25 protein-coding genes are annotated in these 25,679 nt (G+C 52.7%); 20 read left to right on the top strand and 5 right to left on the bottom strand.

Annotated elements, in window-relative coordinates:
• Positions 1-7 precede the first annotated feature (7 nt).
• The 6 genes from RHOLA_RS05990 (at position 8) to RHOLA_RS07140 (ending at position 4,608) form a co-directional block, all read left to right on the top strand.
• A complete protein-coding gene (locus RHOLA_RS05990; RefSeq protein ID WP_038503135.1) occupies positions 8-382 on the top strand; it encodes a holo-ACP synthase in 375 nt (124 codons plus the stop codon).
• Complete coding sequence (gene alr, locus RHOLA_RS05985; RefSeq protein ID WP_038503134.1) at positions 379-1,491, top strand: alanine racemase; 1,113 nt, start codon at positions 379-381, stop codon at positions 1,489-1,491. Before RHOLA_RS05990 ends, alr begins: the two co-directional genes overlap by 4 nt.
• 6 nt (positions 1,492-1,497) lie before the next feature.
• Complete coding sequence (tsaE, locus tag RHOLA_RS05980; protein WP_051636404.1) at positions 1,498-1,977, top strand: tRNA (adenosine(37)-N6)-threonylcarbamoyltransferase complex ATPase subunit type 1 TsaE; 480 nt, start codon at positions 1,498-1,500, stop codon at positions 1,975-1,977.
• Positions 1,931-2,635, top strand: coding sequence for a tRNA (adenosine(37)-N6)-threonylcarbamoyltransferase complex dimerization subunit type 1 TsaB (gene tsaB, locus RHOLA_RS05975; RefSeq protein ID WP_158384513.1), 705 nt, complete (start codon positions 1,931-1,933; stop codon positions 2,633-2,635). The genes tsaE and tsaB overlap by 47 nt, the downstream gene beginning before the upstream one ends.
• Entirely contained in the window at positions 2,632-4,173 is a 1,542-nt protein-coding gene (gene tsaD, locus RHOLA_RS05970; protein ID WP_144239031.1) for a tRNA (adenosine(37)-N6)-threonylcarbamoyltransferase complex transferase subunit TsaD, read from the top strand. The genes tsaB and tsaD overlap by 4 nt, the downstream gene beginning before the upstream one ends.
• Positions 4,174-4,248: 75 nt before the next feature.
• The gene (locus RHOLA_RS07140; RefSeq protein ID WP_084321526.1) at positions 4,249-4,608 is read left to right on the top strand and encodes a DUF4190 domain-containing protein; all 360 of its coding nucleotides are present in this window, start codon (positions 4,249-4,251) and stop codon (positions 4,606-4,608) included.
• Between the two features lie 41 nt (positions 4,609-4,649).
• On the opposite strand, the gene RHOLA_RS05960 is transcribed toward RHOLA_RS07140, so the two are convergent.
• Positions 4,650-5,879: a THUMP-like domain-containing protein gene (locus RHOLA_RS05960; RefSeq protein ID WP_038503132.1), complete on the bottom strand. Its 1,230-nt coding sequence runs from the start codon at positions 5,877-5,879 to the stop codon at positions 4,650-4,652.
• A gap of 114 nt (positions 5,880-5,993) precedes the next feature.
• On the opposite strand from RHOLA_RS05960, the gene groES reads away from it, so the two are divergent.
• From groES to RHOLA_RS05945, 3 genes are all read left to right on the top strand, one after another.
• Positions 5,994-6,290, top strand: coding sequence for a co-chaperone GroES (gene groES, locus RHOLA_RS05955; protein ID WP_038503131.1), 297 nt, complete (start codon positions 5,994-5,996; stop codon positions 6,288-6,290).
• A 10-nt stretch (positions 6,291-6,300) separates the two neighbouring features.
• Positions 6,301-7,251 (top strand): EamA family transporter RarD, encoded by a 951-nt coding sequence (gene rarD / locus RHOLA_RS05950; protein WP_038503129.1) that lies wholly within the window; start codon positions 6,301-6,303, stop codon positions 7,249-7,251.
• 129 nt (positions 7,252-7,380) lie between these two features.
• Entirely contained in the window at positions 7,381-8,637 is a 1,257-nt protein-coding gene (locus RHOLA_RS05945) for an ABC transporter substrate-binding protein (RefSeq protein WP_051636340.1), read from the top strand.
• An 87-nt stretch (positions 8,638-8,724) separates the two neighbouring features.
• Here RHOLA_RS05945 and RHOLA_RS05940 read toward each other — a convergent pair whose 3' ends face one another.
• The 4 genes from RHOLA_RS05940 to RHOLA_RS05925 are packed head-to-tail and all read right to left on the bottom strand — an operon-like array spanning position 8,725 to position 12,592.
• Entirely contained in the window at positions 8,725-9,459 is a 735-nt protein-coding gene (locus RHOLA_RS05940; RefSeq protein WP_038503126.1) for an ABC transporter ATP-binding protein, read from the bottom strand.
• A 2-nt stretch (positions 9,460-9,461) separates the two neighbouring features.
• Positions 9,462-10,319, bottom strand: a complete 858-nt coding sequence (locus RHOLA_RS05935) for an ABC transporter ATP-binding protein (RefSeq protein WP_051636339.1) — start codon at positions 10,317-10,319, stop codon at positions 9,462-9,464.
• Entirely contained in the window at positions 10,312-11,295 is a 984-nt protein-coding gene (locus tag RHOLA_RS05930; protein ID WP_038503125.1) for a branched-chain amino acid ABC transporter permease, read from the bottom strand. The genes RHOLA_RS05935 and RHOLA_RS05930 overlap by 8 nt, the downstream gene beginning before the upstream one ends.
• A gap of 4 nt (positions 11,296-11,299) precedes the next feature.
• Positions 11,300-12,592, bottom strand: a complete 1,293-nt coding sequence (locus RHOLA_RS05925; RefSeq protein ID WP_158384511.1) for a branched-chain amino acid ABC transporter permease — start codon at positions 12,590-12,592, stop codon at positions 11,300-11,302.
• 355 nt (positions 12,593-12,947) lie between these two features.
• Here RHOLA_RS05925 and guaB point away from each other — a divergent pair, with 355 nt between their 5' ends.
• From guaB to purN, 11 genes are all read left to right on the top strand, one after another.
• A complete protein-coding gene (guaB, locus tag RHOLA_RS05920) occupies positions 12,948-14,453 on the top strand; it encodes an IMP dehydrogenase (RefSeq protein WP_038503123.1) in 1,506 nt (501 codons plus the stop codon).
• Between the two features lie 16 nt (positions 14,454-14,469).
• Positions 14,470-15,588, top strand: a complete 1,119-nt coding sequence (locus RHOLA_RS05915) for a GuaB3 family IMP dehydrogenase-related protein (protein WP_038503122.1) — start codon at positions 14,470-14,472, stop codon at positions 15,586-15,588.
• Positions 15,581-16,312, top strand: a complete 732-nt coding sequence (locus tag RHOLA_RS05910) for a hypothetical protein (RefSeq protein ID WP_038503121.1) — start codon at positions 15,581-15,583, stop codon at positions 16,310-16,312. Before RHOLA_RS05915 ends, RHOLA_RS05910 begins: the two co-directional genes overlap by 8 nt.
• Positions 16,313-16,316: 4 nt before the next feature.
• Positions 16,317-16,751 carry a DUF3817 domain-containing protein gene (locus tag RHOLA_RS05905; protein ID WP_051636337.1) on the top strand — a complete coding sequence of 145 codons (435 nt, stop codon included), beginning with the start codon at positions 16,317-16,319 and terminating at the stop codon, positions 16,749-16,751.
• The gene (gene guaA / locus RHOLA_RS05900) at positions 16,751-18,313 is read left to right on the top strand and encodes a glutamine-hydrolyzing GMP synthase (RefSeq protein WP_038503119.1); all 1,563 of its coding nucleotides are present in this window, start codon (positions 16,751-16,753) and stop codon (positions 18,311-18,313) included. The genes RHOLA_RS05905 and guaA overlap by 1 nt, the downstream gene beginning before the upstream one ends.
• A 35-nt stretch (positions 18,314-18,348) precedes the next feature.
• Positions 18,349-19,221 carry a glycerophosphodiester phosphodiesterase family protein gene (locus RHOLA_RS05895; RefSeq protein WP_038503118.1) on the top strand — a complete coding sequence of 291 codons (873 nt, stop codon included), beginning with the start codon at positions 18,349-18,351 and terminating at the stop codon, positions 19,219-19,221.
• Positions 19,222-19,274: 53 nt separating this feature from the next.
• The gene (locus tag RHOLA_RS05890) at positions 19,275-21,575 is read left to right on the top strand and encodes an ATP-dependent helicase (RefSeq protein WP_051636336.1); all 2,301 of its coding nucleotides are present in this window, start codon (positions 19,275-19,277) and stop codon (positions 21,573-21,575) included.
• A gap of 101 nt (positions 21,576-21,676) precedes the next feature.
• Positions 21,677-22,834 carry an ADP-forming succinate--CoA ligase subunit beta gene (sucC, locus tag RHOLA_RS05885; RefSeq protein ID WP_038503117.1) on the top strand — a complete coding sequence of 386 codons (1,158 nt, stop codon included), beginning with the start codon at positions 21,677-21,679 and terminating at the stop codon, positions 22,832-22,834.
• A gap of 21 nt (positions 22,835-22,855) precedes the next feature.
• Positions 22,856-23,743: a succinate--CoA ligase subunit alpha gene (gene sucD, locus RHOLA_RS05880; RefSeq protein WP_038503115.1), complete on the top strand. Its 888-nt coding sequence runs from the start codon at positions 22,856-22,858 to the stop codon at positions 23,741-23,743.
• Between the two features lie 41 nt (positions 23,744-23,784).
• Complete coding sequence (locus tag RHOLA_RS05875; protein WP_038503114.1) at positions 23,785-25,053, top strand: cell division protein PerM; 1,269 nt, start codon at positions 23,785-23,787, stop codon at positions 25,051-25,053.
• A gap of 24 nt (positions 25,054-25,077) precedes the next feature.
• Positions 25,078-25,668: a phosphoribosylglycinamide formyltransferase gene (purN, locus tag RHOLA_RS05870; protein WP_038503112.1), complete on the top strand. Its 591-nt coding sequence runs from the start codon at positions 25,078-25,080 to the stop codon at positions 25,666-25,668.
• The last annotated feature ends 11 nt before the right edge of the window (positions 25,669-25,679 follow it).

Genomic DNA, 25,679 nt, shown 5'->3' with positions numbered 1-25,679 from the left:
TGAATAAATGATTTTAGGAACAGGTGTCGACACCGTTTCACTAAGCCGCTTTGAATCCAAACTGGCCGAGACCCCGCGTCTCAAGGATCGCCTTTTTCTGGACATCGAGACCCTGAACAATGGGGCCGAAGCCAGCATTCAGACCCTCGCTGGCAGGTTCGCCGCTAAAGAAGCCGTAATCAAGGCCCTGGGTGGAGAGCCGGGTATTGAATGGCACGGCATTGAGGTGGGCAAGGAATCAAGCGGTAAGCCGGTGATTTGGCTGCACGGTGAAACTGCCAAGTTGGCGCTGCGTGCCGGAGTGAGAAAATTACATGTATCAATTTCGCACGACGGTGATGTTGCCGTTGCATTCGTAGTGGCAGAAGGGGATCCACAATGAGAGAACTGATCATTGACCTCGACGCCATCGCTAAAAATTTAAACACAATGCGCGCAAAGACAAATGGCGCACTTGCCTTGGCTGTTATCAAAGCAGACGCTTATGGTCACGGCATGTTGCCGGTGGCAAAAAAACTTGAGGCCGCGGGCGCCGACTATCTTGGTGTTGCCGACATCGAAGAGGCAATGAAACTTCGTGCCGAAGGAATTGATCTTCCAATTTTGGCGTGGCTGCACTCACCAACCGAAAACTTTGTGTCCGCAATTGACGCGGGCATTGAACTTGGCATCGCCAACATCGATCACTTGGAACGAATTGCTAAAGCATCGCAGCAACTAAGACGAGTCGCACGTGTGCACCTAAAGGTTGACACCGGTCTTGGCCGAAACGGTGCCGGCGCAGCCGAGTGGCCCGAGGTGTTGCAGAAGGCACACGAACTAGTGGCCGAAGGATTTATTCAGGTGGTTGCAATTTTCAGTCACCTGTCGTGCACCAGCGAAGCCGATGACCTAAACCAGATTGCCAGATTTGAGGCAGCCTGTGACGAGGCCAAGGCCGCCGGTATTGATTTTGAACTGCGCCACCTAGTCGCGAGCGACGGACTTTTGCGCTACCCACAGGCTCACTATGAGATGGTGCGCATCGGTGTGGCACTTTATGGGCTTTCACCTTTTGTCGAAAACAGTGCGGCCGATTTTGGTTTGGTGCCGGCGATGACCGCAACCGCGCGAGTCACCCAAACCAAGCGCGTGGGTGCCAATCAGGGGGTTAGTTACGGCTACCTGCATCGCACCGCGGCCGAGACCACCCTGGCATTGATTCCGGTTGGCTACGCAGAGGGGCTACCGCGCAATGCAACCGGCAAGGCGCAGGTTTCTATTCACGGCAAGCAGTACTCGGTAAACAGCCGGGTGGCAATGGACCAGTTCGTGCTGGATGTCGGAGACGACGCCGTGGTAGCCGGGGACTTGGTCACGATTTTTGGTGATCCGGCGGCCGGAGTTCCATCTGCCGATGATTTGGCCGCGGCCTGCGACACAATCAACTACGAGATTGTGACTCGAATGGGCGGCCGCTTTCACCGCAGCTACCTAGGAGAAAGTAACTAGGTGGCCATGCCTTCAAAGAAAGCATCGGCCAAGCACATCATTGAGTCACCCCAGGCCATGCATAACTTGGGGGTCCAGCTGGGCGCAACTTTCAAACCCGGTGACTTAGTTCTGCTAACCGGCCCGCTTGGTGCCGGCAAAACAACTCTGACTCGCGGTATCGGCGAGGCGCTGGGCGCAATCGGCAACGTCTCTAGCCCAACTTTTGTAATCGCCCGCACCCACAAACTTGAAGGCCAAGAACACGTGCTGGTGCACGTAGATGCCTATCGCCTTTCGAGCGCCGCCGAATTGGATGACCTAGATATTGATTTCGAAAACTCAATCACAATTGTGGAGTGGGGCAAGGGCTACACCGATGGAATTACCGACCGCTGGATCGAGATAGACATCGAACGCGATCACACCGGGGAATCCGAAGTGCGCGAGGTAATTATCAGTGAGCACAAGACGGCAACCGATTCTGGCGGTGCTGCAAATGCCTAACTACACACTTTGCATTGACACTTCTGCCGGCACCACAGTTGCCGTGCTCCAGGGAGATGAAACTCGTAGCGAAATTCACTTTGACGAGAACATGAAGCATGCTGAGCGCATCGGTGATGCAATCGCTCAGGCTATTGCCGCTGCTGAGATTAATCCCAGCAGAATTTCAAATGTTGTGGTTGGCCGCGGCCCTGCCCCGTTCACCGGTTTGCGCATTGGAATTGCTGCAGCGCTGATGTTTGCCGAGGGTGTGGGTGCAAAACTCTGGGGAGTTACCAGCCTTGACGCAATTGCCCTTGCCGCGTTCAACAAACTTGGCGTTGCACCGGGTGCAGCGACTAAACCGTTGTTAGTCACCGCCGATGCTCGCCGCAGCGAAGTTTACTGGGCGCTGTACTCGGGTCTGTCAAAATCTGGAGCACCAATCCTGGTTGAGGGACCAGCGGTGGCAAAGCCGGCCGCACTGGAAGAACTACTGGCAGTAAAAGAATTTCAACGAACCGACCTCAAAATTAATGCGGTTGACCTTGGCAAAGTTTTTGAGGCCCAACTGCTAGATGGCACAGCCTCGCAAAGTGTGAGCGCACTTTACCTTCGTGAGGCAGACGCGGTGGCCCCTAAGGATTTGCGTGAGTTTGGAAAGCGGGTTTCCGGATGACCAGCTCAATTAGCAATCTAAATTACAAAATTCGCGAGGCTAACGATCAAGACCTTGACGCAATCATGGAACTTGAAAACGCCTGCTTTGGCAATGATGCCTGGGATGCAGATACCATGCACTTTGAAGTGGTTGCCCACCACACCTACTATCTAGCCGCCTTTGAAGGCCCAACAGACCAGGGCAAACTTATTGGGTTCGCCGGGCTAAGCAAGATTCCGGGCAACGACCAGGCAGATATTCAGACCATCGCGGTGAGCCAGGCTGCGCGCGGTCAAGGAATCGGCAAGGCGCTGATGCTTGAGCTGCTAAAAGAGGCTCGTCGACTACACACTCAAGAAATTTTTCTTGAGGTGCGCGCCGACAATCCGGCAGCGCAAAAACTTTACCTAGCACTTGGTTTTGAACACATCGATACCCGCAAGCGCTATTACCAACCAGATGATGTTGATGCCTGGGTAATGCGTTTGCAATTTGCCAAGACATCGATCGGCCGCGAACCAGTTGTCTTGGGAATCGAGACATCTTGCGATGAAACCGGCGTTGGCATTGTGCGTGGCAACACCCTGCTGGCCAACATCATTTCTTCATCGATGGACGAGCATGCCCGATTTGGTGGAGTGGTTCCAGAGATCGCCGCCCGCGCGCACCTTGAGGCACTAAAGCCAACTCTTGATCAAGCGCTGGCGAAGGCAAATCTTTCTCTGAAAGACATCGATGCAATTGCGGTGACCAACGGCCCTGGTCTTGGTGGTGCCCTCATGGTTGGAATTGGTGCGGCAAAAGCTTTGAGCGTGGCAATCGAAAAACCTATTTACGCGGTCAATCACTTGGTTGGTCACGTTGGCGTTGACGTTCTTGAACGCGGTGAATTGCAAACCCCTACAGTGGCACTCTTAGTGAGTGGTGGGCACACCTCTCTTCTTTTGGTACGCGATTTAATCAACGATGTTGAGCTGCTTGGTGAAACAATTGACGATGCCGCGGGCGAGGCCTTCGACAAAGTCGCCCGCGTTCTACGTTTGAAATATCCGGGCGGACCAGAAATTGACAAGGCAGCTATCGGTGGCGATCCAAAAGCAATTCGTTTCCCGCGTGGCCTGTCGTTGCCAAAAGATATGGAAAAGCACCGTTACGACTTTTCTTTCTCCGGTTTGAAAACCGCGGTAGCCCGCTGGGTAGAAGTTGCCGAAACCAAAGACGAGCCAATCAACGTGGCTGACATCGCGGCATCATTCCGTGAGGCGGTTGCAGATGTGTTGGTTACCAAGGCCGTCAACGCTTGCCTAGATCACAAGGTGCCGCGCCTGCTTCTAGGCGGCGGGGTAGTGGCCAATAAGCGTTTGCGCGAACTGGCTCAGGAGCGCTGTGACGCGCACGGCATTGAACTCAGAATTCCTGCCCTAAGTCTGTGCACCGATAACGGAGCAATGATTGCCGCCCTTGGCGCCCAACTGATCATGGCCGGCCGAGCACCCTCTAGCTTGCACTTTGGCTCAGACTCAACCCTGCCGGTCACCACGGTCCAGACGCTCTAGGTCGCAGCAATTTCTGACACGTGACACACAGGCTGCTCACAGGGGACTCCCAGCCATCGGTGTTCAACTATGGGCATGGCTAAAACAGATGCAGTCCCGCAGAAGGACAAATACGATTTCACCAAACTAAACACACTCTCAGTAGTGTCACTTGCTTCCGCACTCACCGGCTTTGGTGTTGTGGCAGCAATTATCACCGGGCACATTTCACTGGCTCAGATTAAGCGAACCGGAGAAAACGGTCGCGCGCTTGCTCTCTCAGGCGTAATTCTTGGCTACGTGTCTATTGCCCTGTGGATCCTGGGTTCTGTCTTCTGGACAGTATTCATGTTCTGGGCAGCAAAGAACGGCTATGGCGACATGGGCGGAATGCGCGGTGGCTGGGACATGGACCACATGGGCCCAAAGCTGCCGGGAATGATGGACAACAGCTAACGGTTATACCTATTTCTAGTTTCTCTAATTGGTAAAAGTCACTAGAACTTAGAGTTTGGAATCTGAGGTTTCCCTATCGCCTCGGCAACCAACACTCTGTGGGCGTCGCCCACCCTGGTCACGATCAGGGTGGCGGCGCCTTCACCTTTAAGCGCCAGCTCCCTGCGCAATTGCTCGGGCACGATATCGCTGCCGCGTTTTTTGATCTCCAAAACTCCGATGCCACGTTCGCGTAAATAAGCTTTTAGTTTCTTGCGGTCAAAGACCAGGTTGTCGATGACCCGGTAGCCCTTGAGCCAGGGCGATGTTATTTCCTTGTCGCTGGTGAGGTAGGCAATCTCCGGAGCGAACAGGTGCGCCTCAATTTGCTCGGCTAGTTGGCCAATCAGATGTGAGCGCACGACCGCGTTATCGGGTTCGTAAACAAAATCACCTAGCTCGGCTATCGGGGCATCCAGACGTTCCGCGGCGTGACTGATGATTTCGTACCTGCTGTTGCCGCTGATCAGCAGGGCCGAACGCTTTACTCCGGGCCTAGCCACCGATCCAAACCACAGGCCAAGTTCCACCAGGTCCCCATCCACCGATACCCACTGCGCCTCGGCATCGTCTGGGATTGCCTCGTGCGGGTGACCCGGGCCAAACTTTACGCCGGTGGGTTTCTGATCGGCAGCCTGCATGACAAAGTCAAAGCTTGGCGAGAAGGCCGCCGGGTCAAACTTGCGATTTGCGCGCTCGCGAGCTGGACCGCCAAGCTCACGCCGAGCCGGATCAAAAAACAGCCCGTCAAATTTTGACAGGTCAACTGTGGTGACATCAGCCTGCTCGACGAAGGCGTTCTCAAAGGGAGCCAGGTTGTAGGTGGCAACCGCGGCGGTGACCTCGTCAATTTCGAAGGCCTTTACGTTGATGTCAAGGCTGGCCAGCGCCATTGATTCAGCACCGATACCGCAACCCAGGTCGGCGACAGTGTTTAGGCCAGCCTGTCGGAATCGATTGGCGTGCAGGGCAGCCACGCTGAGTCTGGAGGCCTGCTCAAGGCCGGCCTCTGTAAAGATCATCCGCTCGGCAAAGGGGCCAAATTTTGCTGCGGCCCGGCGCCGTAATTTAGCCTGGGTCAGTACGGCCGCCACCAAAGCGGCATCGTTGCCCTGGGCCCTGAGGCTGGAAACCAGTTTGACCACATCGGCCTTGGCTTCGAGCGGGCCGACCTTCGCCAAGAGCTCCTGACCTTCTGGGGAGAGCAGGCGAATAAAGTCTTGGCGTTCCATTAGGACAGGCTACCTATTTATAGCGCGCCCAATAGGGCAAAATGGAATTTAGCACTCTTGGCTGTCGAGTGCTAACATTGAGACACAAACCCCGCAATAAAAGGAGAGGTTACTATGTCGGTTTCAATCAAGCCGCTTGAAGATCGCATCGTTGTTCGCCCAGTAGAGGCTGAGCAGGTAACTGCATCGGGTCTGGTAATTCCAGACACCGCCAAGGAAAAGCCACAGGAAGCAGAAGTAATTGCTGTTGGTCCTGGACGCGTAGACGACAAGGGTGTTCGCATTCCTGTTGACGTAGCAGTTGGCGACAAGGTCATCTTCTCAAAGTACGGTGGCACCGAGCTTAAGTTCAACGGCGAGGAGTACCTAGTACTTTCAGCACGCGACGTTTTGGCGGTAGTAGTTCGCTAAAGTCGTTCTCATGAACAACAAAAAAGACCCCGGCTTCGGCCGGGGTCTTTTCTTTGGTTTTGGCGCCTACCTGATCTGGGGCAGCTTTCCACTAATCATCACCATGCTGGCTTTTGCTACGCCGCTTGAAATCGTCACCTGGCGAATTGTCTTTGGCTTTCTAGTGGCCGCTCTGCTCACCACAATGACTCGCAGCTGGCCGGCGATTATCGGTGTTCTAAAAGATAAGAACCTGATGAAGTGGATGGCGCTGGCCACGGTGTTTATTGCCACCAATTGGATTGCCTACGTGATTGGTGTGGCTTCGCAGCAGACCATTCAGACCGCTCTGGGCTACTTTATTAATCCGCTGGTCACCATTTTGCTTGCGGTAATTTTTCTTGGCGAAAAACTCAGCCGGGCTCAGTGGGTGGCTACGGCCTTTGGCGCGGTGGCGGTAATCGTGCTGACTTTTGATTACGGTCAGCCGCCCTGGATTGCACTGATCTTGGCTGGGTCATTTGGTATTTATGGTCTGGCCAAAAACAAACTTGGTGGCCGAGTCACCGCAGTAAATTCTTTCGCCATGGAAGCCGGAATGCTGCTGCCGCTGGCCGGTGTGCAATTTGCGATCATCGCCGCGACCGCAGGAACCCCTGGTGGCGGCATTCAGTTTGGCAACGTAGGTTTTTGGGGAACCGTGGGCCTGATTTTCTTTGGTGTACTTACCGCTGTTCCGCTAATCATGTTTGGCACTGCGGCCCAATTGCTGCCGCTGCGCTTTTTGGGCTTTATTCAATACACAACCCCGGTGCTGCAGTTCTGCCTTGCCCTATTCGTGCTGGGGGAGCCAATGCCCACAGCACGATGGGTTGGTTTTGGGCTGGTCTGGATAGGGCTTGCCGTGCTTATTTTTGATGCACTGCGCAGAAACCGGGCCGCAGCCAGGCCGGTTGACGAAGCGGTCGTTATAAATTCGTAACCTAATCTTTACGTTGGGTCCCCCCTTTTGTTACATAAAAATTTTCATTGTCCCCAATAAGTGATTAGGCTAAAACTCACGTTCCGCATAGACGCGGTGCGTTCCATGGAGTAATAAATAGGAGTTCTTATGAACAACGTTTCAAAGCGCCGCGCGCTTGGAGCAGTTGCAGGTTTCTCTGCAATCGCCCTTGCAATCGGTACCGCTCTGCCGGCTCAGGCTGCAGACAGCCAGCTAAAGATTGGTGCGGTTATCCCACTAACTGGTGCCCTTTCATTCCTTTCACCACCTGAAATTGCAGGTCTACACATGGCCGTTGACGAGATCAACGCTGCCGGTGGAGTACTTGGCAAGAAGGTTTCACTAAGCATTCTTGACTCTGGTGACGGTGACACTCTAAGCATCGCTGACCAGTCAGCAACCAAGCACTTGGCTAACAAGGTTGACGTTGTTATTGGTGCTGCAGCCTCAGGTGTAACCCGAAGCATCATCAACAAGATCACCGGTGCAAAGGTTGTTCAGATCTCAATGTCTAACACCGCACCTGACCTTTCAACCTGGAAAGACGGCGGTTACTACTTCCGTACTGCTCCATCTGACCTACTTCAGGGAAAGATCGTTGCAAACCAGATCCTTCAGGACGCTGCAAAGAACGTAGCAATCGTTTACCAGGACACCTCATACGGTAACGGTCTAAAGGATGTTGCTGCAGCAACTCTGACCAAGGGTAAGGCAACTGTAAAGTCATACGCATTCCCTGAGAACGAGACCAACTTTGCGTCAATCGTTGACAAGGCTCTTGCAGATGACCCAGATGCAGTTCTTCTAATCTCATACAACGAGGCTTACAAGGCGATTCCTGCATTGAAGTCAAAGGGTTACAACGGTTCAAACATCTACTTCGTTGATGGAAACCTAGCTGACTACTCAAAGGAATCATTCGCTTCATACCTAAACGGTGCGAAGGGTACTCTTCCTGGTAAGGCACTATCAGCTGGCTTCAAGTCAAAGCTTGCAGCTGTTTACAAGGCTAAGACCGGCAAGACTCTAACCGAGTACTCATACGGTGCTGAGACTTACGATGCAGTATTGCTAGCAGCAATTGCTGCACAGGCTGCAAAGGACGCATCAGGCCCTGGCATCAAGAAGGAGATCACTAACATCTCTCTAAAGGGTGCTGGCAAGGTTACCGTGTCAAACTTCAAGGCTGCTCTAGCAGCACTGAAGGCTGGCAAGAAGGTTAACTACGATGGTGTTTCAGGTCCAGTTGAATTCGACAAGAACGGTGACCCAACCGGTGCTTACATCGGTATCTACCGCTTCAACTCAAAGGGACAGTACTCAGACAACCTAATCAAGGTTGTTGCAGGTAACACTGTTAAGTAATAACTAGTTCAAAGCGAAACCCCCGAGCATTGCTCGGGGGTTTCGTCGTTCCGATGTTTGTCTGGCGAACTTGATTTTTGTTCTGGCCTACTTTTGTTCGGCTAGGTCGCCAAGGTAGAGCTTGATCATCTTAGGGTCGGTTAGTAGCTCACGGCCGGTACCGGTGTGTGCATCCTTACCCTGGTCAAGCACGTAGGCGCGGTCACAGATCTGCAAGCAACGGCGTGCGTTCTGCTCTACCATAACCACGGTTACGCCCGCCTTGTTTACTTCACGAACCCGCAGGAAAGCCTCGTCCTGACGAACCGGAGACAGACCCGCTGAAGGCTCATCCAGAAGAAGCACAGAAGGGTCAACCATAAGTGCCCGACCCATGGCAACCATCTGACGCTCACCTCCGGAAAGTGACCCGGCTTTTTGCGCGCGGCGGGTAGCTAGGTCAGGAAAAATGCTGGTCACGAATTCAAAGCGTTCCTTGAAAGCCTTTGGATTCTGGAACACACCCATCTCAAGGTTTTCTTCGATGGTCAAGCTAGGGAAAACGTTGTTTGTCTGCGGCACAAAAGCTACGCCCTTTTCCACCAACTTATTTGCCTTGAGTCCGGTGATGTCTTCACCATTCAGCAAGATGTTTCCGCTACGCACATTCACCTGACCAAAGATTGCCTTGAGCAAGGTTGACTTGCCGGCACCGTTAGGTCCGATGATTCCGATCAACTCGCCTTTATTGGCGGTCAGTGAACATCCGTTAAGAATGTTGATGCCAGGTAGGTAACCTGCGTGCAGGTCTTTAGCCTCAACTACTGGAATTGCCTTAGCCATATTTACTTACCTGCCTTAATGGTCTTGATTGCAACGGTACCTAGATCGGTGTCTGCGTGAGCACCCAGGTAGGCATCGATAACCGCCTGATCTTTCATCACCTGAGTCGGTGGGCCCTCGGCAACAATGCGGCCCTCGGCCATCACAATTACCCAGTCAGAAATGTTGCGCACCATGTGCATGTCGTGCTCAACAAAGAGAACTGTGGTGCCATCGTTCTTTAGTCCCTTGATGTGCTCAAGCAGGCTCTGAGTCAAAGCGGGGTTCACACCCGCCATTGGTTCGTCTAGCATCACAAGCTTTGGCTTGCTCATCAACGCGCGTGCCATCTCTAGCAACTTGCGCTGACCACCAGAAAGAGAAGCCGCAAAGTCTTCACGCTTGGCATCAAGCTTGAAGCGCTCTAGAAGCTCATCGGCGCGCTGGGTAATTTCTACTTCGCGCTTCTTCCAGATTGGTCGAAGGAAAGACTGAAGCAAACCCTCACCAGGCTGGTTCTGCGCGCCCAGACGCATGTTGTCGATAACTGTCAACAGGCTCAGCGCCTTGGTTAGCTGGAAGGTGCGGATCATTCCCATGCGCGCGACCTTGTAGGGGGCAACGCCGGCTAGGTCATGCCCGTCGAAGTTCCAGGTACCGGTGTTTGGCTTATCAAATCCGGTCAACAGGTTGAACATCGTGGTCTTACCGGCACCGTTTGGTCCGATAAGGGCGGTGATCAAACCGCGAGGAATTTCTAGGTGCTCCACGTTAACCGCAGTAAGACCACCAAACTGTCTAGTGACGTTGTCTGCCACCAGGATTGGGTCGACCTTCTTGCATCCAGGAGATGGGTTACCAACTGAAATTGAATTAGCCATTGAACTGCATCTCCTTTTTGTTTCCGAAAATTCCTTGAGGCCTGAAGATCACTAGAAGCATCAAAATCAAACCAACAAGTAGGAATCGAATCTGTCCCACCTGAGCGATGTCTAGGAAAGGTAGCAGACCAAGGTTTACTAATCCTTCTAGAACGTTCTGCAGGAACATCAACAGTGCGAAGAAAATCATTCCACCAACAATCGGACCAAGAATGGTTGCCGCTCCACCAAGAAGCAGAATGGTCCAAATCATAAAGGTGAAGTTGGTTCCCCAGGTTGATGGCTGGTTGGTCTGTGAGGACATCACGAAGACCATGCCACCAAGGCTGGCTAGCGAGCCACCAATTGCCAGTGACTGCAACTTGTAGGCAAAGATGTTCTTGCCAAGTGCACGTACCGCGTCTTCATCTTCGCGAATTCCCTTAAGCACACGACCCCATGGGCTGCGAGTCAGAAGCAAGAGCAATACCGCTGCAAGAATTACGAGACCCCAACCAACTACACGGATGAACAATTCATCAGCTGAGAAGGTCAGCACACCAATTTCGTAGCGGCCATCCGGGAAGAAGTTCAAGCTGTAGAAGCTCTCGCCAAACTGGCTGAGACCGTTGGCGCCACCGGTAACCTCGCGATACTCACCGGTACCAAAGGCAAAGCGCAAGGCTTGGGCAGCGGCAATCGTAACAATCGCCAAGTAGTCAGCGCGAAGACGAAGGGTTGGAATACCCAAGATCACGGCAAAGGCCGCGGAGCAAACCAAGCCAAAGAGCACTGCGCTGTACCAGGGCCAACCCCAGCTAAGGGTTGAGATGGCATAGCCATAAGCACCAAGAGCGGCGAATGCAGCCTGACCAAAATTGAGCAGACCGGTAAAGCCAAAGTGCATGGCCAAACCTAGAGCACAGAGCACGTAGGCAGCTGTGTATGCACCAATCAACTCACCTCCGGTGAGGTTGAGAATATTTAGGAAATCCATTTACTTAACCGATCCTTTGCTTCTTGCCGAGTACACCCTGTGGACGAACGATCAAGATCACAATCAAGATCACAAGAGCAGCTGCGTACTTAAGTTCGTTAGGAATAAACATCGAAGAAACTTCAACTACCATTCCGATGATTAGCGCACCAACGGTTGCGCCCAGAGCGGTACCAAGACCACCAAGGGTCACGGCCGCGAATAGCAATAGCAGAATGTCAAAACCGGTTAGCCAGTTCGCCTGGAACTGCAGTCCGTAAAGCACTCCGGCAAGACCGGTGAGTGCAGCCGCGAACAACCAAACGATGCGAATGATTCGCTCAACGTCAATACCGGTTGAGGCAGCTAGAGACGCGTTGTCACTAACTGCGCGGGTTGCCTTGCCTACACGGGTGCGGGTTAAGAACAGCGCAACACCGGCAAGAGCTACTACGTTGATGATCATTCCGATGATGGTGATGTCACTTGTGTAGATCGGGCCAAGTTGAATGATGTTTCCGCTGCCACCGATATCTTTAGTGTCACCATCGAAGAAGAGCAACATTAGGTAGCGGGCAACGATTGAGAAGCCAATTGACACAATCATCATTTGGTTAAGGCCCATGCGGCGCTTACGCAGCGGCTTCCACAGACCTGCATCTTGCGCCCAACCAAATGCCGTAACGGCAAGGATAGAAACAACGGCGGCAATGACGATGTTGAGTTCTAGCACCGCGAACGCTAGCCACATTACTAGCGCACCAAAGGTGACCATTTCACCGTGAGCAAAGTTGTTAAGACCGGTCGTACCAAAAATTAGTGAGATGCCGATGGCCGCAATTGCAAGCAACAAACCAAAGTTCAATCCGGCGTAAACGCGAATCAATAGTTGATCAGCAAAAGTAATTTTTGTTGAGGTGTCCGCACCAAAGGAGAACAGCACAGCTGCGAAATCTGTCTCAGATAGGTCTGCTTCGCCAATCGCACCATTTTCCGGATCCGAAAGTGCAAAACCTTCGGGAATTGTTGTGACGTCAATCTCAACTTTGTACTTGCCGAGCTCGGGAACCATGATGGACCATTCGCCCCACTCGTTGGAGACCGATGATGCACTGAAGTCACCAAGGGTTGCGGTGACTTTCACGCCTTCAATTGCAGTTTCGTCCTGCAAGAAGGTTCCGGCAATCGTGTAGGCATAGGTACTTGGATCAGCATCCTCAGCGTGAGCTGGGGTAGCGGCCATAAGACCTGCGAATATCAGGAAGCCCGCAATGAGCGCATTTATTGCGCGCGCCGGGCCCTTTAGTAGTCGGTTCAAACCAACCTCCATTGGTGATTTGGCGCGCGATTCGCGCCTTTGCTAGTAATTTTCAAGATTACAGGGATTTTTATGCCTGCTTGGTTGAACTAAGTGGCAGATTTGGCGGCTCCAAAATCGTTCCTGAGTTCTCGTAAATCCTGCAGGTTTTACGTAACATTCCTATAAAGTTCGTAGATTCTGCTGAATCCAAAGAAATATTTCAACAAAATTCGATTTTTAACCAAAAATTCAGTAAATCGTGAACATTGTGCGGTTTTTAGAGCCTTTTTCTGCGGTCGCAGGAGCCCTCTGTTTGGCCCCAACGCCAGCGGGTAGAATTGGCGAAAGTGCCCTCCTTCAGCTAGGACCCTCGATGACTCAAAATGACCCGTTTGGCTTTGTTGGCCTCACCTACGACGATGTTCTGCTCCTGCCGGGCGAATCAAACGTCGTTCCATCGGGGGTAAACACCAAAACCCGCATTACCAAGCGCGTCGAGATCAACGTTCCACTGCTTTCTTCAGCAATGGACACCGTAACCGAGGCCCGCATGGCCATCGCCATGGCCCGCCAGGGCGGCATCGGTGTTTTGCACCGTAATCTTTCGCTAGATCGCCAGGCCAGCGAGGTTGACCTAGTCAAGCGCTCGGAAGCCGGCATGATCACCCACCCGGTGACCACCACCCCTTACGCCACTATTCAAGAAGTTGATGACCTTTGTGGCCGCTACCGAGTATCTGGCCTGCCGGTTATTGACGAAGATGACCGCCTGGTTGGCATCGTGACCAACCGCGATATGCGTTTCGTGCTTGATGTGCAGCGCACCACCACATTGGTTAAGGACGTCATGACGCCGATGCCTCTTATTACTGCACCGCACGACATCAACCCCGATGACGCAATCGGAATCTTTGCTCAGCACCGAATCGAAAAGTTACCTCTTATTGATGCAAACGGAAAGCTGCGCGGCCTAATCACCGTGAAAGACTTTGACAAATCAGAAAAGTACCCGCTGGCTTCGAAGGATGCCAACGGTCGCTTGCTGGTAGCTGCCGCAGTTGGTGTTGGGCAGGACGCCTGGGAGCGTTCGATGGCGTTGATTGATGCCGGCGTTGACATTCTTGTGGTTGACACCGCGCACGGTCACAACAGTGCTGTTCTAGAAATGATTGCAAAACTAAAGTCTGAACCATTTGCCAAGAACGTTGATGTTATCGGTGGCAACGTTGCTACTCGCGAAGGTGCGCAGGCGCTAGTTGATGCTGGTGCCGATGGCGTGAAGGTTGGCGTTGGCCCAGGTTCAATTTGCACCACTCGCGTTGTTGCCGGCGTTGGTGTGCCACAGGTCACCGCGGTGTATCAGGCATCACTTGCATGTAAGCCAGCGGGTGTTCCGGTAATCGCCGATGGTGGATTGCAGTACTCGGGTGACATTCCTAAGGCTTTGGTTGCCGGAGCAAACGCGGTGATGCTTGGTTCATTGTTGGCCGGCACCGATGAGGCCCCAGGTGACATCACCTTCGTGGGCGGCAAGCAGTTCAAGACTTACCGCGGTATGGGTTCACTTGGTGCAATGCAGTCACGCGGCGAAGCAAAGTCTTACTCAAAGGATCGCTACTTCCAGGACGATGTTCTGCGCGAAGACAAGCTTGTGCCAGAGGGCATCGAAGGCCGAGTTCCTTACCGCGGCTCAGTGGCATCGGTGGTTCACCAACTAGTTGGTGGCCTTCGTGCGTCAATGGGCTACGTTGGCGGCGAAACAATTCCAGAACTTCAAGAGCGCGGAAAGTTTGTGCGCATCACTGCTGCTGGTCTAAAGGAATCTCACCCACACGACATTCAGATGACTGTGGAAGCACCAAACTACGGAACTCGCTAAAAGCGATTAGGAAATAATGACCGAAATTGAAATCGGCCGCGGCAAGCGCGCCCAACGTGCCTGGTCTTTCGATGACATCGCCATCGTGCCAAACCGCCGCACCCGCGATCCTCAGGATGTCTCCACATCGTGGAAGATTGACGCCTACGAATTTGGTTTGCCAGTGCTTGGCGCACCGATGGACTCCGTGGTTTCACCTGAGACCGCAGTGACTATTGGCAAGCTTGGTGGCCTTGGTGTGCTTGACCTTGAGGGGCTATGGACCCGATACGAAGATCCTGCCCAGCAGTTGAACGAGATCGCAAAGTTGCCGGCAGATAAGGCAACCAAGCGCATGCAAGAGATTTACTCAGAGCCAATCAAGGCAGAGCTAATCCGTGATCGAATCGCACAGATTCGTGCCGCTGGAGTTACCGTGGCAGGTGCGCTTTCACCGCAGCGCGCGGCAGAATTTTCTGATGCCGTTATCAAGGCTGGCGTTGATATTTTTGTGATTCGCGGAACTACAGTTTCTGCAGAGCACGTTTCAAAAAACGTTGAACCACTGAACCTCAAGGAATTCATCTACAAGTTGGATGTTCCAGTAATCGTTGGTGGCGCTGCAACCTACACCTCTGCGCTGCACCTAATGCGCACCGGTGCCGCCGGAGTACTGGTTGGTTTTGGTGGCGGTGCTGCTTCAACAACGCGTCGCGTACTTGGCATTCACGCACCAATGGCTACTGCAGTTGCCGATGTTGCCGGTGCTCGTCGTGACTACATGGATGAATCCGGTGGCCGATATGTTCAGGTGATTGCCGATGGTGGGCTTGGAACATCGGGCGACATCGTCAAGGCAATTGCTGTTGGCGCCGACGCCGTGATGCTTGGTTCAGTTCTTGCTCGCGCAGAAGAGGCACCGGGGCAGGGTTGGCACTGGGGTCAAGAGGCATTCAATAAAGATCTTCCACGTGGCAACAAAGTACAGGTTGGCACCGCGGGAACCCTAGAAGAGATTTTGCTTGGCCCATCTTCATCTGCTTCTGGTGGTACTAACTTGATGGGTGCTCTGCGCCGTTCAATGGCAACCACTGGTTACTCAGACGTCAAGGAGTTCCAGCGCGTTGATGTTGTTGTAGCTCCTTACCATGCTTAACAAAACTCCAAGCTTCCTTTCTGTCGCAAGACAGCCAAAGTGGATTGGCGCTTTATTTTTATCCTTGGCAGTTGCGGCTGTATTTGCGGCCCTTGGTCAGTGGCAGTTGGATCGAACCTTCACCAAAGACAGTTCAGAAAAAATCGCAATCAATATTGAATCGGTCAAGGTCAAGTTAGACACCAAGAATGTATTCATAATCGCTAATCGATTGAACGGCGATGAGCAGGGCTTCTGGCTAATCGCAAACTCTCTGAATGCCAAGGGCAAAAACCAAACCATTGCACTTGGTTGGTCGGCCGATTTAGCCGAGGTCAAGGGTGAGCGTACAGCGCTCATGCAATCGGGGTTAGAAAAAGTAGACACCAGCCTTGAGGGCGTCTTCATTCCTACAGAGGCCCCGCTGCCTCAGGTAAACCAAGAAAAATTTGTTTTGGAATCGCTGTCTCTTGCACAGCTGGTGAATCTCTACTCACCGGAAAAACCAATTTCTGTTGAACCGCAGATACTGGCACTAAATGGACACAGCCAGGCTTCTGCTTGGCCGCCACTAAAGCCAATCAATGTGTTTTATGAACCAATCCAAAGAATCAATTGGCTAAGCGCGTTTTACTTCCTGGAATGGGTGTTGTTTGCCGGCTTTGCAGTGTTCCTATGGTGGCGCCTAGTAAGAGATGAGCAAATTCTGCGGGCCTCGGTCGGTTCGGGCGAAAAGGTAAACTAGTCCAATGAATCCACAAGAATCCACCCTTCGCGGGGCCTTGAAGTATTTCAAGGTGACCTCTTACATCACCGGAATTTTCTTGGTTTTGATCATGATCTTGTGGGGCATCCGCCTAACTATTCAGGCAGATCTTTGGCTAGCCGGACCGGACGGCTTCCTCTACCTGGCCTATTACTCGGTGGATGCAAATGACACCAAGGTTGGCCTGCCAGATAGCGGTCTAGACCTAACCGTTATTTCGCTAATTGTGCACGGCTGGCTTTACGTGGCCTACCTACTCGGTGACTTCCGCATGTGGACGCTCTACCGCTGGAACTTCATGCGATTCATCGTGATTGCACTTGGCGGTATCGTGCCGCTCCTTTCTTTCTTCACCGAACGCCACTTCAGCAAGGTTGCTGAAAAAGATATCGCAGCAATCGTCAAGAAGGTGGCCTAATGACCGCTAATCGCCCGGTACTAGTTGTTGACTTTGGCGCGCAGTACGCGCAACTAATTGCCCGTCGCGTTCGCGAGGCAAGTGTTTATTCTGAGATTGTTCACCACAACGTCACCGCCGAAGAAGTTCAGGCCAAAAACCCGCTGGCAATTATTTTGTCTGGCGGACCATCATCGGTGTATGAAGAGGGCTCACCTCAGCTCGACAAAAGAATTCTTGAACTGGGTATCCCCGTGCTTGGCATTTGCTACGGTTTTCAAACTCTGGCTAATGCTCTTGGTGGCCGCGTTGATAAAAGCGGCAAGCGCGAGTACGGCGCGACTGAGCTAAAGGTAAAAGCCGGCGGTGAAATTCTTGCCGGTCAACCAGCGGAGCAAACGTGCTGGATGAGTCACGGTGACCAAGTAATGGAAGCGCCAGCGGGCTTTGAAGTTTTGGCCTCGACCGACATCACTCCGGTGGCAGCCTTCGCAAATAGTGAAAAGAAAATTTACGGAGTGCAGTGGCACCCAGAGGTAAAGCATTCAGAATTTGGTCAAAACGTTTTGACTAACTTCCTACACAATGCCGCGGGCATCCCAGCAACCTGGAACTCAGGCAACGTAATTGCCGAGCAAGTTGAAAAAATTCGCGCACAGGTGGGCGATGCCAGAGTAATCTGTGGTCTTTCTGGCGGAGTTGACTCAGCTGTGGCTGCGGCGCTGGTGCACAAGGCGGTTGGCGATCAACTGGTTTGCGTTTTTGTAAACCATGGTTTGCTTCGTCAAGATGAGGCAGAGCAGGTTGAGCGTGACTACGTGGCTGCAACCGGTATTCGCTTGGTGACCGTGAACGTGGAAGAAAAATTCTTGACCGCACTTGCCGGTGTTAGTGATCCAGAGACCAAGCGCAAGATTATTGGCCGCGAATTCATTCGCACCTTTGAAGAGGCGCAGGCAGCACTTTACGAAGAGTCAAAGGCAGACAACCGCCCAATCAAGTTCTTGGTTCAGGGAACCCTTTACCCAGATGTGGTTGAGTCTGGTGGCGGCGTAACCGCCGGCATTAAGAGCCACCACAACGTTGGTGGCCTGCCTGATGACATTGAGTTCGAGCTAGTTGAGCCGCTTCGCGCTTTGTTTAAAGACGAGGTTCGCGCCATCGGTGCTGAACTGGGTTTGCCGGCTGAGATCGTTGGGCGTCAGCCGTTCCCTGGCCCGGGTCTTGGTATTCGCATCGTTGGCGAGATCACCAAGGAACGACTTGACCTGCTTCGCAAGGCTGATGCAATTGTTCGCGCTGAACTTTCGGCAGCCGGCCTGGATGGCGAAATCTGGCAGTGCCCGGTTGTCTTGCTTGCCGATGTCAGATCGGTGGGTGTGCAGGGTGATGGTCGTACTTATGGCCACCCAATCGTGCTGCGCCCGGTATCTTCTGAAGATGCCATGACCGCCGACTGGACCCGCTTGCCTTACGACCTACTCGCCAAGATTTCTAACCGAATCACCAACGAGGTGGAAGGTGTAAACCGCGTAGTCCTTGACGTCACCTCAAAGCCACCTGGCACGATTGAGTGGGAATAATTGACAACAGTCAATTATTGGAGCCAGCGGTAGCGATGCGACCAGAAAAAATTAAAGTCTTTGGCCACCGCGGAGCCTCTGCGTATCGACCAGAAAACACCCTTGAGGCTTTCAAACTTGCCTTTGACATGGGTGCCGATGCAATTGAGTGCGATCTGGTACCAACTAAAGATGGCCAGTTAATAATTCGTCACGACAACTATCTTTCAACCACCACCGATGTCGCTTCGCGCCCTGAGTTTGAGCACCTAAAGCGCGAGGGAATTGTGGGTTGGCAAGAAACTCGTGCGGATTGGTTCTGCGAAGATTTCACGCTTGCCGAGTTAAAGCAGTTGCGCGCCACCGAGCGACTAACTGACGAGCGACCAGGCAGTGCAAAATTTGATGGTCAGTTTGAACTTGCCACCCTTGATGAATTGCTGACCTCCGATTTCACAGCGGGTAAACATTTGATTCTTGAGGTCAAACACGGCGCCTATTTTGCGGCGCAGGGTTTTCCAATCTCAGCAATCTTGGCTAGAAAACTTCGTGAAATTGATTGGCGTTCGCACGGCATCACTTTGACACTGGAAAGTTTTGATTTCAAAGTGCTCGAGCAAATGAAGAAGGTTTGCGGCGACGTAGGTGAGTACGTATTTTTGGTTGACACCTGGGGTGAACCACGTTTCGACGAGACGGCAAAAATTTTCGATGGCATCAGCTTCAATTCTGTTTTGGTTTTTAACTCGGATTGGATTGAAGAAGCCAAGGCCCGCGGGCTCAAGGTGTTTGTCTGGACTGCGCGTGCTGAAGACGCAGAAGCCAGCACCGATGAATACTTCGCCAAGTTTGCCCTGTGCGGGGCAGATGGCGTTTTCACCGATAACCCAGACCTCCTGGTTGAGGTTGTCGCCGGGCTTGAGCATTAGTCAGTGCGTGCGGCTAAACCAAAGTCGGCGCTTGCGCCTAGGATTGCGTAGTTATGAATGAGTTGAGCTTTTTTGCAGCGGATGCCACCGCAGGCCTAGTCGAGGGGCTCAACCCGCAACAGCGTGAGGCCGTGGAATACCGTGGGCCTGCGTTGCTGATTGTGGCTGGTGCCGGCTCTGGCAAGACCCGCGTGCTTACCCACCGCATTGCCCACCTGCTGGCAACTAAAGATGCTTGGCCGTCACAGATTTTGGCCATCACCTTTACTAATAAGGCCGCCGCAGAAATGCGCGAGCGAGTGCGTTACCTACTTGGCGAGGCCGCCGACGGCATGTGGCTCAAGACTTTTCACTCAGCCTGCGTGATGATTCTTCGTCGCGAAAGCGGCCGCCTGGGTCACGACTCAAACTTCACCATTTATGACTCGGGCGACAGCCGCGCGATTCTCAAGCGCCTGATCAAAGAGCTTGGCGCAGACATTCACAAGCTAACCCCAGCCGGTGTTGGTGCCGCGATTTCTAACGCCAAGAACGAACTTGCCGATGCCGAGTCGTACGCCCGCAACGTTGATCAGAATGACCCGGTTGCCCGAATGATTTCAGAGATTTTCAGCCGCTACCAATATGAGCTCCGCAAAAACAATGCCTTTGACTTTGACGACCTAATCGGTGAGACGGTTCACCTGTTCCGTGCTTTCCCAGAGGTGCTCGCCCAATACCAGCAGAAGTTTAAACACATTCTGGTTGACGAGTATCAAGACACCAACCACGCGCAGTACGCACTAATTCGCGAATTGGCAAAAACTGCATCGCTGACTGTGGTGGGTGACTCGGATCAATCTATCTATGCCTTCCGCGGCGCCGACATTCGTAACATCACCGAATTTGAAAAAGACTTCCCAGGTGCCAAGACAATCCTGCTGGAACAGAACTACCGTTCAACGCAGAATATTCTTTCTGCTGCCAATGCGGTTATTTCAAATAACTTTGATCGACCAGCAAAAAATCTCTGGACCGCAGCTGGCGACGGCGACAAAATTGTTGGCTACACCGGCTACTCGTCACATGATGAAGCCCAGTTCATTGCCGATGAAATTAACAAGCTGCATAGCAAAAGCCAGGGCGATGACGCAATTGCCTTTCGTGACATCGCTGTTTTCTATCGAACCAACTCGCAAACCCGTGCGCTGGAAGATATTTTCATTCGCTCGGGCATTCCTTATCGCGTAGTTGGCGGCACCAAGTTCTATGAGCGTCAAGAAATCAAAGACGCCATGGCCTACCTGGTTGCAATTGCAAATACCAGAGATGACCTAGCCACCAGACGAATTCTTAACGTGCCAAAGCGCGGCATCGGCGATGCTTCTGAAACACAGATTGCCAGCTACGCCGAAAAAAACAATTTGTCAGTGCGTCAGGTGCTCTCGCATGTGAGCGACCTTGGTTTTGGCCCAAAGATCACCGGTGCAATTAATCAGTTTGCCGAATTAATGGACAACCTTGAGGCCATGATTCCAAACGAAAACGTTGACGTAATTCTGCGTGCGGTGCTAGACCGGACCGGCTTGCTGGAATCCCTGCGCAACAGTAAGGATCCGCAGGATGAAGCGCGAGTTGAAAACCTAGAGGAACTTGTTTCTGTTGCTCGTGAATTCCAGCGCAATAATCCAGAGGGACGTCTTCCTGATTTCTTGAACGAGGTTGCCCTGGTTGCTGCGGCCGACGAACTAGATGACGAATCTGGAACCGTATCGCTAATGACTCTGCACACGGCCAAGGGCCTTGAGTACGAGGCAGTGTTCCTAACCGGAATCGAAGAGGGGCTGCTGCCGCATCGAATGAGCTTCATTACTCCCGGCGGCATGGCCGAGGAACGTCGTTTGTTCTACGTGGGTATCACCCGCGCTCGTAAGAAACTGCATCTTTCGCTTGCCATGACCAGAACCACTTTTGGTGAATCCGAGTCGGCAACCCCATCGCGCTACCTGCAAGAAATCCCAAGTGACCTAATCGATTGGCGTGAATCAGGATCGGGCCGAGGTATGCCTACAACCCGATACCGTGCCTCGATCGCTGACGACCAGGGCTACGGTTCAAGCGAAGGCTCTTCAGGTGGCTACGGCGGAACCCCATCCACCAAAGAGAAGAAGGTCTGGTCAGGCGCCATATCATCTGTTCGTAATAACGAGGGCTTGCAGCTTGAGGTTGGCGACATGATTGAGCACTCTGACTTTGGTAAGGGCAAGGTTATTGCCACCGCCGGCGAGGGAGCTCGGCAGACCGCCGAAATCCATTTCGGCAGTGTTGGCACCAAACGACTGCTGGTCAAAGTTGCCCCAATTTCCAAGCTCTAAAACCTAGAACTGGGCCCTCCGGGGTCGGCATCGGTGTTCTGGGCGCCCTGCTCTGAAGCGTAAACTTAGAGGGTTGTCCAAATATCTGAATGGAAATAGACGTGGATTTATTTGAATACCAAGCCCGCGACATGTTCGAGGCCTACGGCGTACCTGTTCTGCAGGGAATCACCGCAGATACCCCAGAAGAGGTCGAAGCAGCTGCTGCGAAGATCGGTGGAGTTGTAGTTGTAAAGGCTCAGGTTAAAGCCGGTGGCCGCGGAAAAGCTGGTGGTGTAAAAGTTGCCAAGTCTCCAGAAGAGGCAAAAGAACTTTCAAAGAACATCTTTGGTCTAGACATCAAGGGTCACATCGTCAAGCGCGTAATGGTCGCTCAGGGTGCATCGATTGAAAAAGAGTTCTACTTCTCTGTATTGCTAGACAGATCAAACCGCACCTTCCTTTCGCTTTGCAGCGTTGAGGGCGGAATGGAAATTGAGCAGCTTGCCGAAGAGCGCCCAGAGGCGTTGGCAAAAGTTCCAGTAGATGCAACCAAGGGCATTGATCTTGCAACCGCACTGAGCATCGCCAAGCAGGGTGGTTTCGACGACGAAACTGCTGCAAAGGTGGCTCCGGTTTTTGTAAAGCTTTACGACGTGTTCGTGAAAGAAGACGCAACCCTGGTTGAGGTAAACCCACTCATCTTGAGTGCCGATGGCGAAGTTATTGCTCTTGATGGCAAGGTTTCTCTTGACGACAACGCTGAGTTCCGTCACGAGCGCGAATCAATGGAGCGCGACGCACTTGACCCACTTGAAGCCAAGGCTAAGGCCATGGACTTGAACTACGTGAAGCTTGATGGCGAAGTAGGAATCATCGGAAACGGTGCAGGTCTTGTGATGTCGACACTTGACGTTGTTGCTTACGCAGGTGAGAAGCACGGCAAGGTTCGCCCCGCGAACTTCCTAGACATTGGTGGCGGTGCTTCAGCAGAAGTTATGGCTGCAGGTCTTGACGTTATTTTGAACGACCCACAGGTCAAGAGCGTTTTCGTAAACGTATTTGGAGGCATCACCGCCTGTGACGCTGTTGCAAATGGAATCGTTGGTGCGTTGAAGACCCTGGGTGACAAGGCAACTAAGCCGCTTGTTGTTCGCCTAGACGGAAACAACGTTCTTGAGGGCCGCTACATTTTGAACGAGTTTGCCCACCCACTTGTAACTCTTGTTGACACTATGGACGACGCAGCCGACAAGGCCGCCGAGTTGGCAAACCGCTAAGCGCGAGAAGGAATTATTGAAATGGCTATTTTTCTAAACGAAGACTCGCGAATCATTGTTCAGGGTATGACCGGCTCTGAGGGCATGAAGCACACTCGCCGCATGCTGCTTGGTGGATCAAACATCGTTGGTGGTGTGAACCCACGCAAAGCCGGTGAGACCGTTGATGTTGAAGGCAAGCAGCTCCCTGTGTTCGGCACCGTTGCCGAGGCAATGAAGGCAACCGGCGCAAACGTGACCGTTATTTTTGTTCCACCAGCATTTGCAAAAGCCGCGATGGTCGAGGCGATTGACGCAGAGATTCCTTTGGCTGTTGCCATCACAGAGGGAATTCCAGTGCACGACTCAGCGTGGGCTTGGGCCTACAACGTGGAGAAGGGTCAGAAGACTCGCCTGATTGGCCCTAACTGCCCAGGCATCATCTCTCCGGGAAAATCCAACGCAGGTATTACTCCTTCAGACATCACCGGCCCTGGCCCTATCGGGTTGGTTTCAAAGTCTGGCACCCTGACCTACCAAATGATGTTCGAGCTGCGTGACATTGGCATGTCAACCGCGATTGGCATTGGTGGAGACCCAGTTATCGGAACCACCCACATCGATGCACTTGCTGCGTTCCAGGCTGACCCTGAGACTAAGGCGATCGTGTTGATTGGTGAAATTGGTGGCGACTCTGAAGAGAAGGCCGCCGCCTACATCAAGGAAAATGTGACTAAGCCAGTTGTTGCTTACGTTGCAGGTTTCACCGCTCCCGAAGGTAAGACCATGGGTCACGCTGGTGCGATTGTTTCTGGTTCTGCCGGTACCGCTCAGGCTAAGAAGGAAGCATTCGAGGCCGTTGGCGTGAAGGTTGGAAAGACTCCTTCTGAGACTGCTGCGCTTATGCGCGAAGTTATCAAGAGCCTATAAATCTAAAAGCGATTTTTGGCATCTAGGGGGAGTGTTTCGTCTTGAACCGTCGACTCACTTTTCTTGTTGCAGCGTTTGAGGCACTGGTTGTCGCTGGCATTGGACTTGGCATCGTGCTGCTACCACTCACCGCGGTGTGGCTCTTTGAAAATGATCTGAGCATCGACTGGCTAGTGCCTTTTCGCGCATCTGCAGATGTTTGGATGATGGCACATGGAACCCGATTGGTGGTTCCGGCTGGTGCGTTTGGTTCAACTCAGGTTCCGCAATTTGTTGTCAGCATGATTCCGCTTGGGCTGAGCCTATTGATTGGCTTCATGGCGCTTCGAATGGGCCGTCGCCTGACCAGTGCAATTGAACTTTGGCCAGCTTGGCTGGCTACCGCACTTGTCTATGGTGGCATCTCATTTCTTCTAAGCACCGTTGCCTATAACGAGTTTGTTTATCCGGTCACCTGGCAGGGAACTTTTCTGCCGCCGGCTTTTCTTCTGCTTTTTGTGATTCTTGGTTCTTTGTTGGGAAAGAGGCAAGCATTTGGCGAAGCGGCTTCCTTGCCGGAGCCAGCGGAAAGAATCTGGGTACTTGAGTTTCTAAATCGCAGAGTCGATAACCTTCACTGGGCCATCAGAGCCGTAAGTGCTCCGGCTCTCAGGGCCGGTACGGGCGTGGTTGCAATCTTGCTAGGTGTATCTGCAATTTTTATTGCCGTCATGTTGGCAATCAACTGGATTCAAGTTATCCGACTCTACGAGGGTTTGCAGGTCACCTTCCTGGGTGGAGTAATGATCACCGTTGGCCAGTTGGCGATCCTGCCGAATCTCGTTGTTTTTGGTGCCAGCTGGTTTACGGGCGTTGGTTTTCAGATCGGCACGGGCTCTCTTATTTCGCCGGTCGCCACCGTGGTTGGCCCGCTTCCTGCTCTTCCAATAACTTCAGCACTGCCGATTGGAGAACTTAGCTTTGGCACGATTGCTCTGCTGGTTCCGTTGGTGGGGGCTTTCCTAGCCACAATTTTGATTCGCCGCCATGCAGACGCAATTCGTTTTGAATTTGCCTCGGCTTGGAGTGCGGCAATCATTCTCGGACTATCGATTGCCGTGGTTTCGGCGGTAGAGATGGGTCTGTTGGCGTTACTTGCATCCGGCGGGGTCGGACCTGGTCGCTTGCAGGAGATCGGTGTTAATCCGCTGCTGGTTGCAGGCGTTGTTTTTGTTGAGGTAGCCGTTGTCTCAATTTTGGCCGCTTTCTTCAGTGCAAGACCAGATGCCCCAGATCATCCGCTTGTGCAAAGCCCACGGAAATCCCGCTGATTGGGCTACCGGTAAACTGGTCCAATGCTGTCGGTCGTCGTTCTAATTTCGGGTTCGGGTTCAAACCTTAGAGCCCTTCTTGAGGCCACAGAAAACCCACTCTTTGGCGCAAAAATTGTTGCGGTTGGCTCCGATAACGCCGCCGATGGGCTTGCACATGCCGAGCAGTTTGGGGTTCCTACCTTTGTGGTTTCCCCTGGTTCTTTTGACACTCGCGAGAATTGGGCGAATGTCCTGCTCGCGAACATCAATCACTTCAAGCCGGATCTTGTTGTGCTAGCCGGTTTTATGAGAATTTTGCCAGGCAATTTTGTGTCGGCACTAAGCCCAAATTTAATTAACACTCACCCATCTCTTTTGCCTGCTTTCCCAGGCGCCCACGCTGTGCGTGATGCTCTGGCAGCTGGCGCGCAGGTATCGGGTGTGACCATACACGTTGTCGACGAAGGTGTTGACACCGGGCCGCACATAGCTCAGGCGAGTGTGCCGGTTCTGGCTGATGATAGCGAATACGATCTGCACGAGCGCATCAAGGTTGTTGAGCGCGAGTTGTTGATTGCAACCGTAAAAGATATCGCCAATAAGAAAATCCACCTTCCGTCACTAGCAAAGTAAAAGGGGCTTCA

It is taken from the genome of Rhodoluna lacicola (assembly GCF_000699505.1).
Lineage (GTDB): Bacteria > Actinomycetota > Actinomycetes > Actinomycetales > Microbacteriaceae > Rhodoluna > Rhodoluna lacicola.
Note: the sequence above shows the minus strand (reverse complement) of the source record. Positions and strands in the feature narration are given on the sequence as shown.

What these genes read in the sequence shown, in the direction of transcription:
- alr (WP_038503134.1), top strand. Translation starts at nt 379, where the DNA reads ATGAGAGAACTGATCATTGACCTCGACGCCATCGCTAAAAATTTAAAC.
- groES (WP_038503131.1), top strand. Translation starts at nt 5,994, where the DNA reads ATGTCGGTTTCAATCAAGCCGCTTGAAGATCGCATCGTTGTTCGCCCA.
- guaA (WP_038503119.1), top strand. Translation starts at nt 16,751, where the DNA reads ATGACCGCTAATCGCCCGGTACTAGTTGTTGACTTTGGCGCGCAGTAC.
- RHOLA_RS05940 (WP_038503126.1), bottom strand. Translation starts at nt 9,459, where the DNA reads ATGGCTAAGGCAATTCCAGTAGTTGAGGCTAAAGACCTGCACGCAGGT.
- RHOLA_RS05930 (WP_038503125.1), bottom strand. Translation starts at nt 11,295, where the DNA reads ATGGATTTCCTAAATATTCTCAACCTCACCGGAGGTGAGTTGATTGGT.
- tsaD (WP_144239031.1), top strand. Translation starts at nt 2,632, where the DNA reads ATGACCAGCTCAATTAGCAATCTAAATTACAAAATTCGCGAGGCTAAC.
- guaB (WP_038503123.1), top strand. Translation starts at nt 12,948, where the DNA reads ATGACTCAAAATGACCCGTTTGGCTTTGTTGGCCTCACCTACGACGAT.
- RHOLA_RS05895 (WP_038503118.1), top strand. Translation starts at nt 18,349, where the DNA reads ATGCGACCAGAAAAAATTAAAGTCTTTGGCCACCGCGGAGCCTCTGCG.
- RHOLA_RS05915 (WP_038503122.1), top strand. Translation starts at nt 14,470, where the DNA reads ATGACCGAAATTGAAATCGGCCGCGGCAAGCGCGCCCAACGTGCCTGG.
- RHOLA_RS05945 (WP_051636340.1), top strand. Translation starts at nt 7,381, where the DNA reads ATGAACAACGTTTCAAAGCGCCGCGCGCTTGGAGCAGTTGCAGGTTTC.
- sucD (WP_038503115.1), top strand. Translation starts at nt 22,856, where the DNA reads ATGGCTATTTTTCTAAACGAAGACTCGCGAATCATTGTTCAGGGTATG.
- RHOLA_RS05960 (WP_038503132.1), bottom strand. Translation starts at nt 5,879, where the DNA reads ATGGAACGCCAAGACTTTATTCGCCTGCTCTCCCCAGAAGGTCAGGAG.
- RHOLA_RS07140 (WP_084321526.1), top strand. Translation starts at nt 4,249, where the DNA reads ATGGCTAAAACAGATGCAGTCCCGCAGAAGGACAAATACGATTTCACC.
- RHOLA_RS05935 (WP_051636339.1), bottom strand. Translation starts at nt 10,319, where the DNA reads ATGGCTAATTCAATTTCAGTTGGTAACCCATCTCCTGGATGCAAGAAG.
- tsaE (WP_051636404.1), top strand. Translation starts at nt 1,498, where the DNA reads ATGCCTTCAAAGAAAGCATCGGCCAAGCACATCATTGAGTCACCCCAG.
- RHOLA_RS05910 (WP_038503121.1), top strand. Translation starts at nt 15,581, where the DNA reads ATGCTTAACAAAACTCCAAGCTTCCTTTCTGTCGCAAGACAGCCAAAG.
- purN (WP_038503112.1), top strand. Translation starts at nt 25,078, where the DNA reads ATGCTGTCGGTCGTCGTTCTAATTTCGGGTTCGGGTTCAAACCTTAGA.
- RHOLA_RS05990 (WP_038503135.1), top strand. Translation starts at nt 8, where the DNA reads ATGATTTTAGGAACAGGTGTCGACACCGTTTCACTAAGCCGCTTTGAA.
- RHOLA_RS05905 (WP_051636337.1), top strand. Translation starts at nt 16,317, where the DNA reads ATGAATCCACAAGAATCCACCCTTCGCGGGGCCTTGAAGTATTTCAAG.
- RHOLA_RS05890 (WP_051636336.1), top strand. Translation starts at nt 19,275, where the DNA reads ATGAATGAGTTGAGCTTTTTTGCAGCGGATGCCACCGCAGGCCTAGTC.
- rarD (WP_038503129.1), top strand. Translation starts at nt 6,301, where the DNA reads ATGAACAACAAAAAAGACCCCGGCTTCGGCCGGGGTCTTTTCTTTGGT.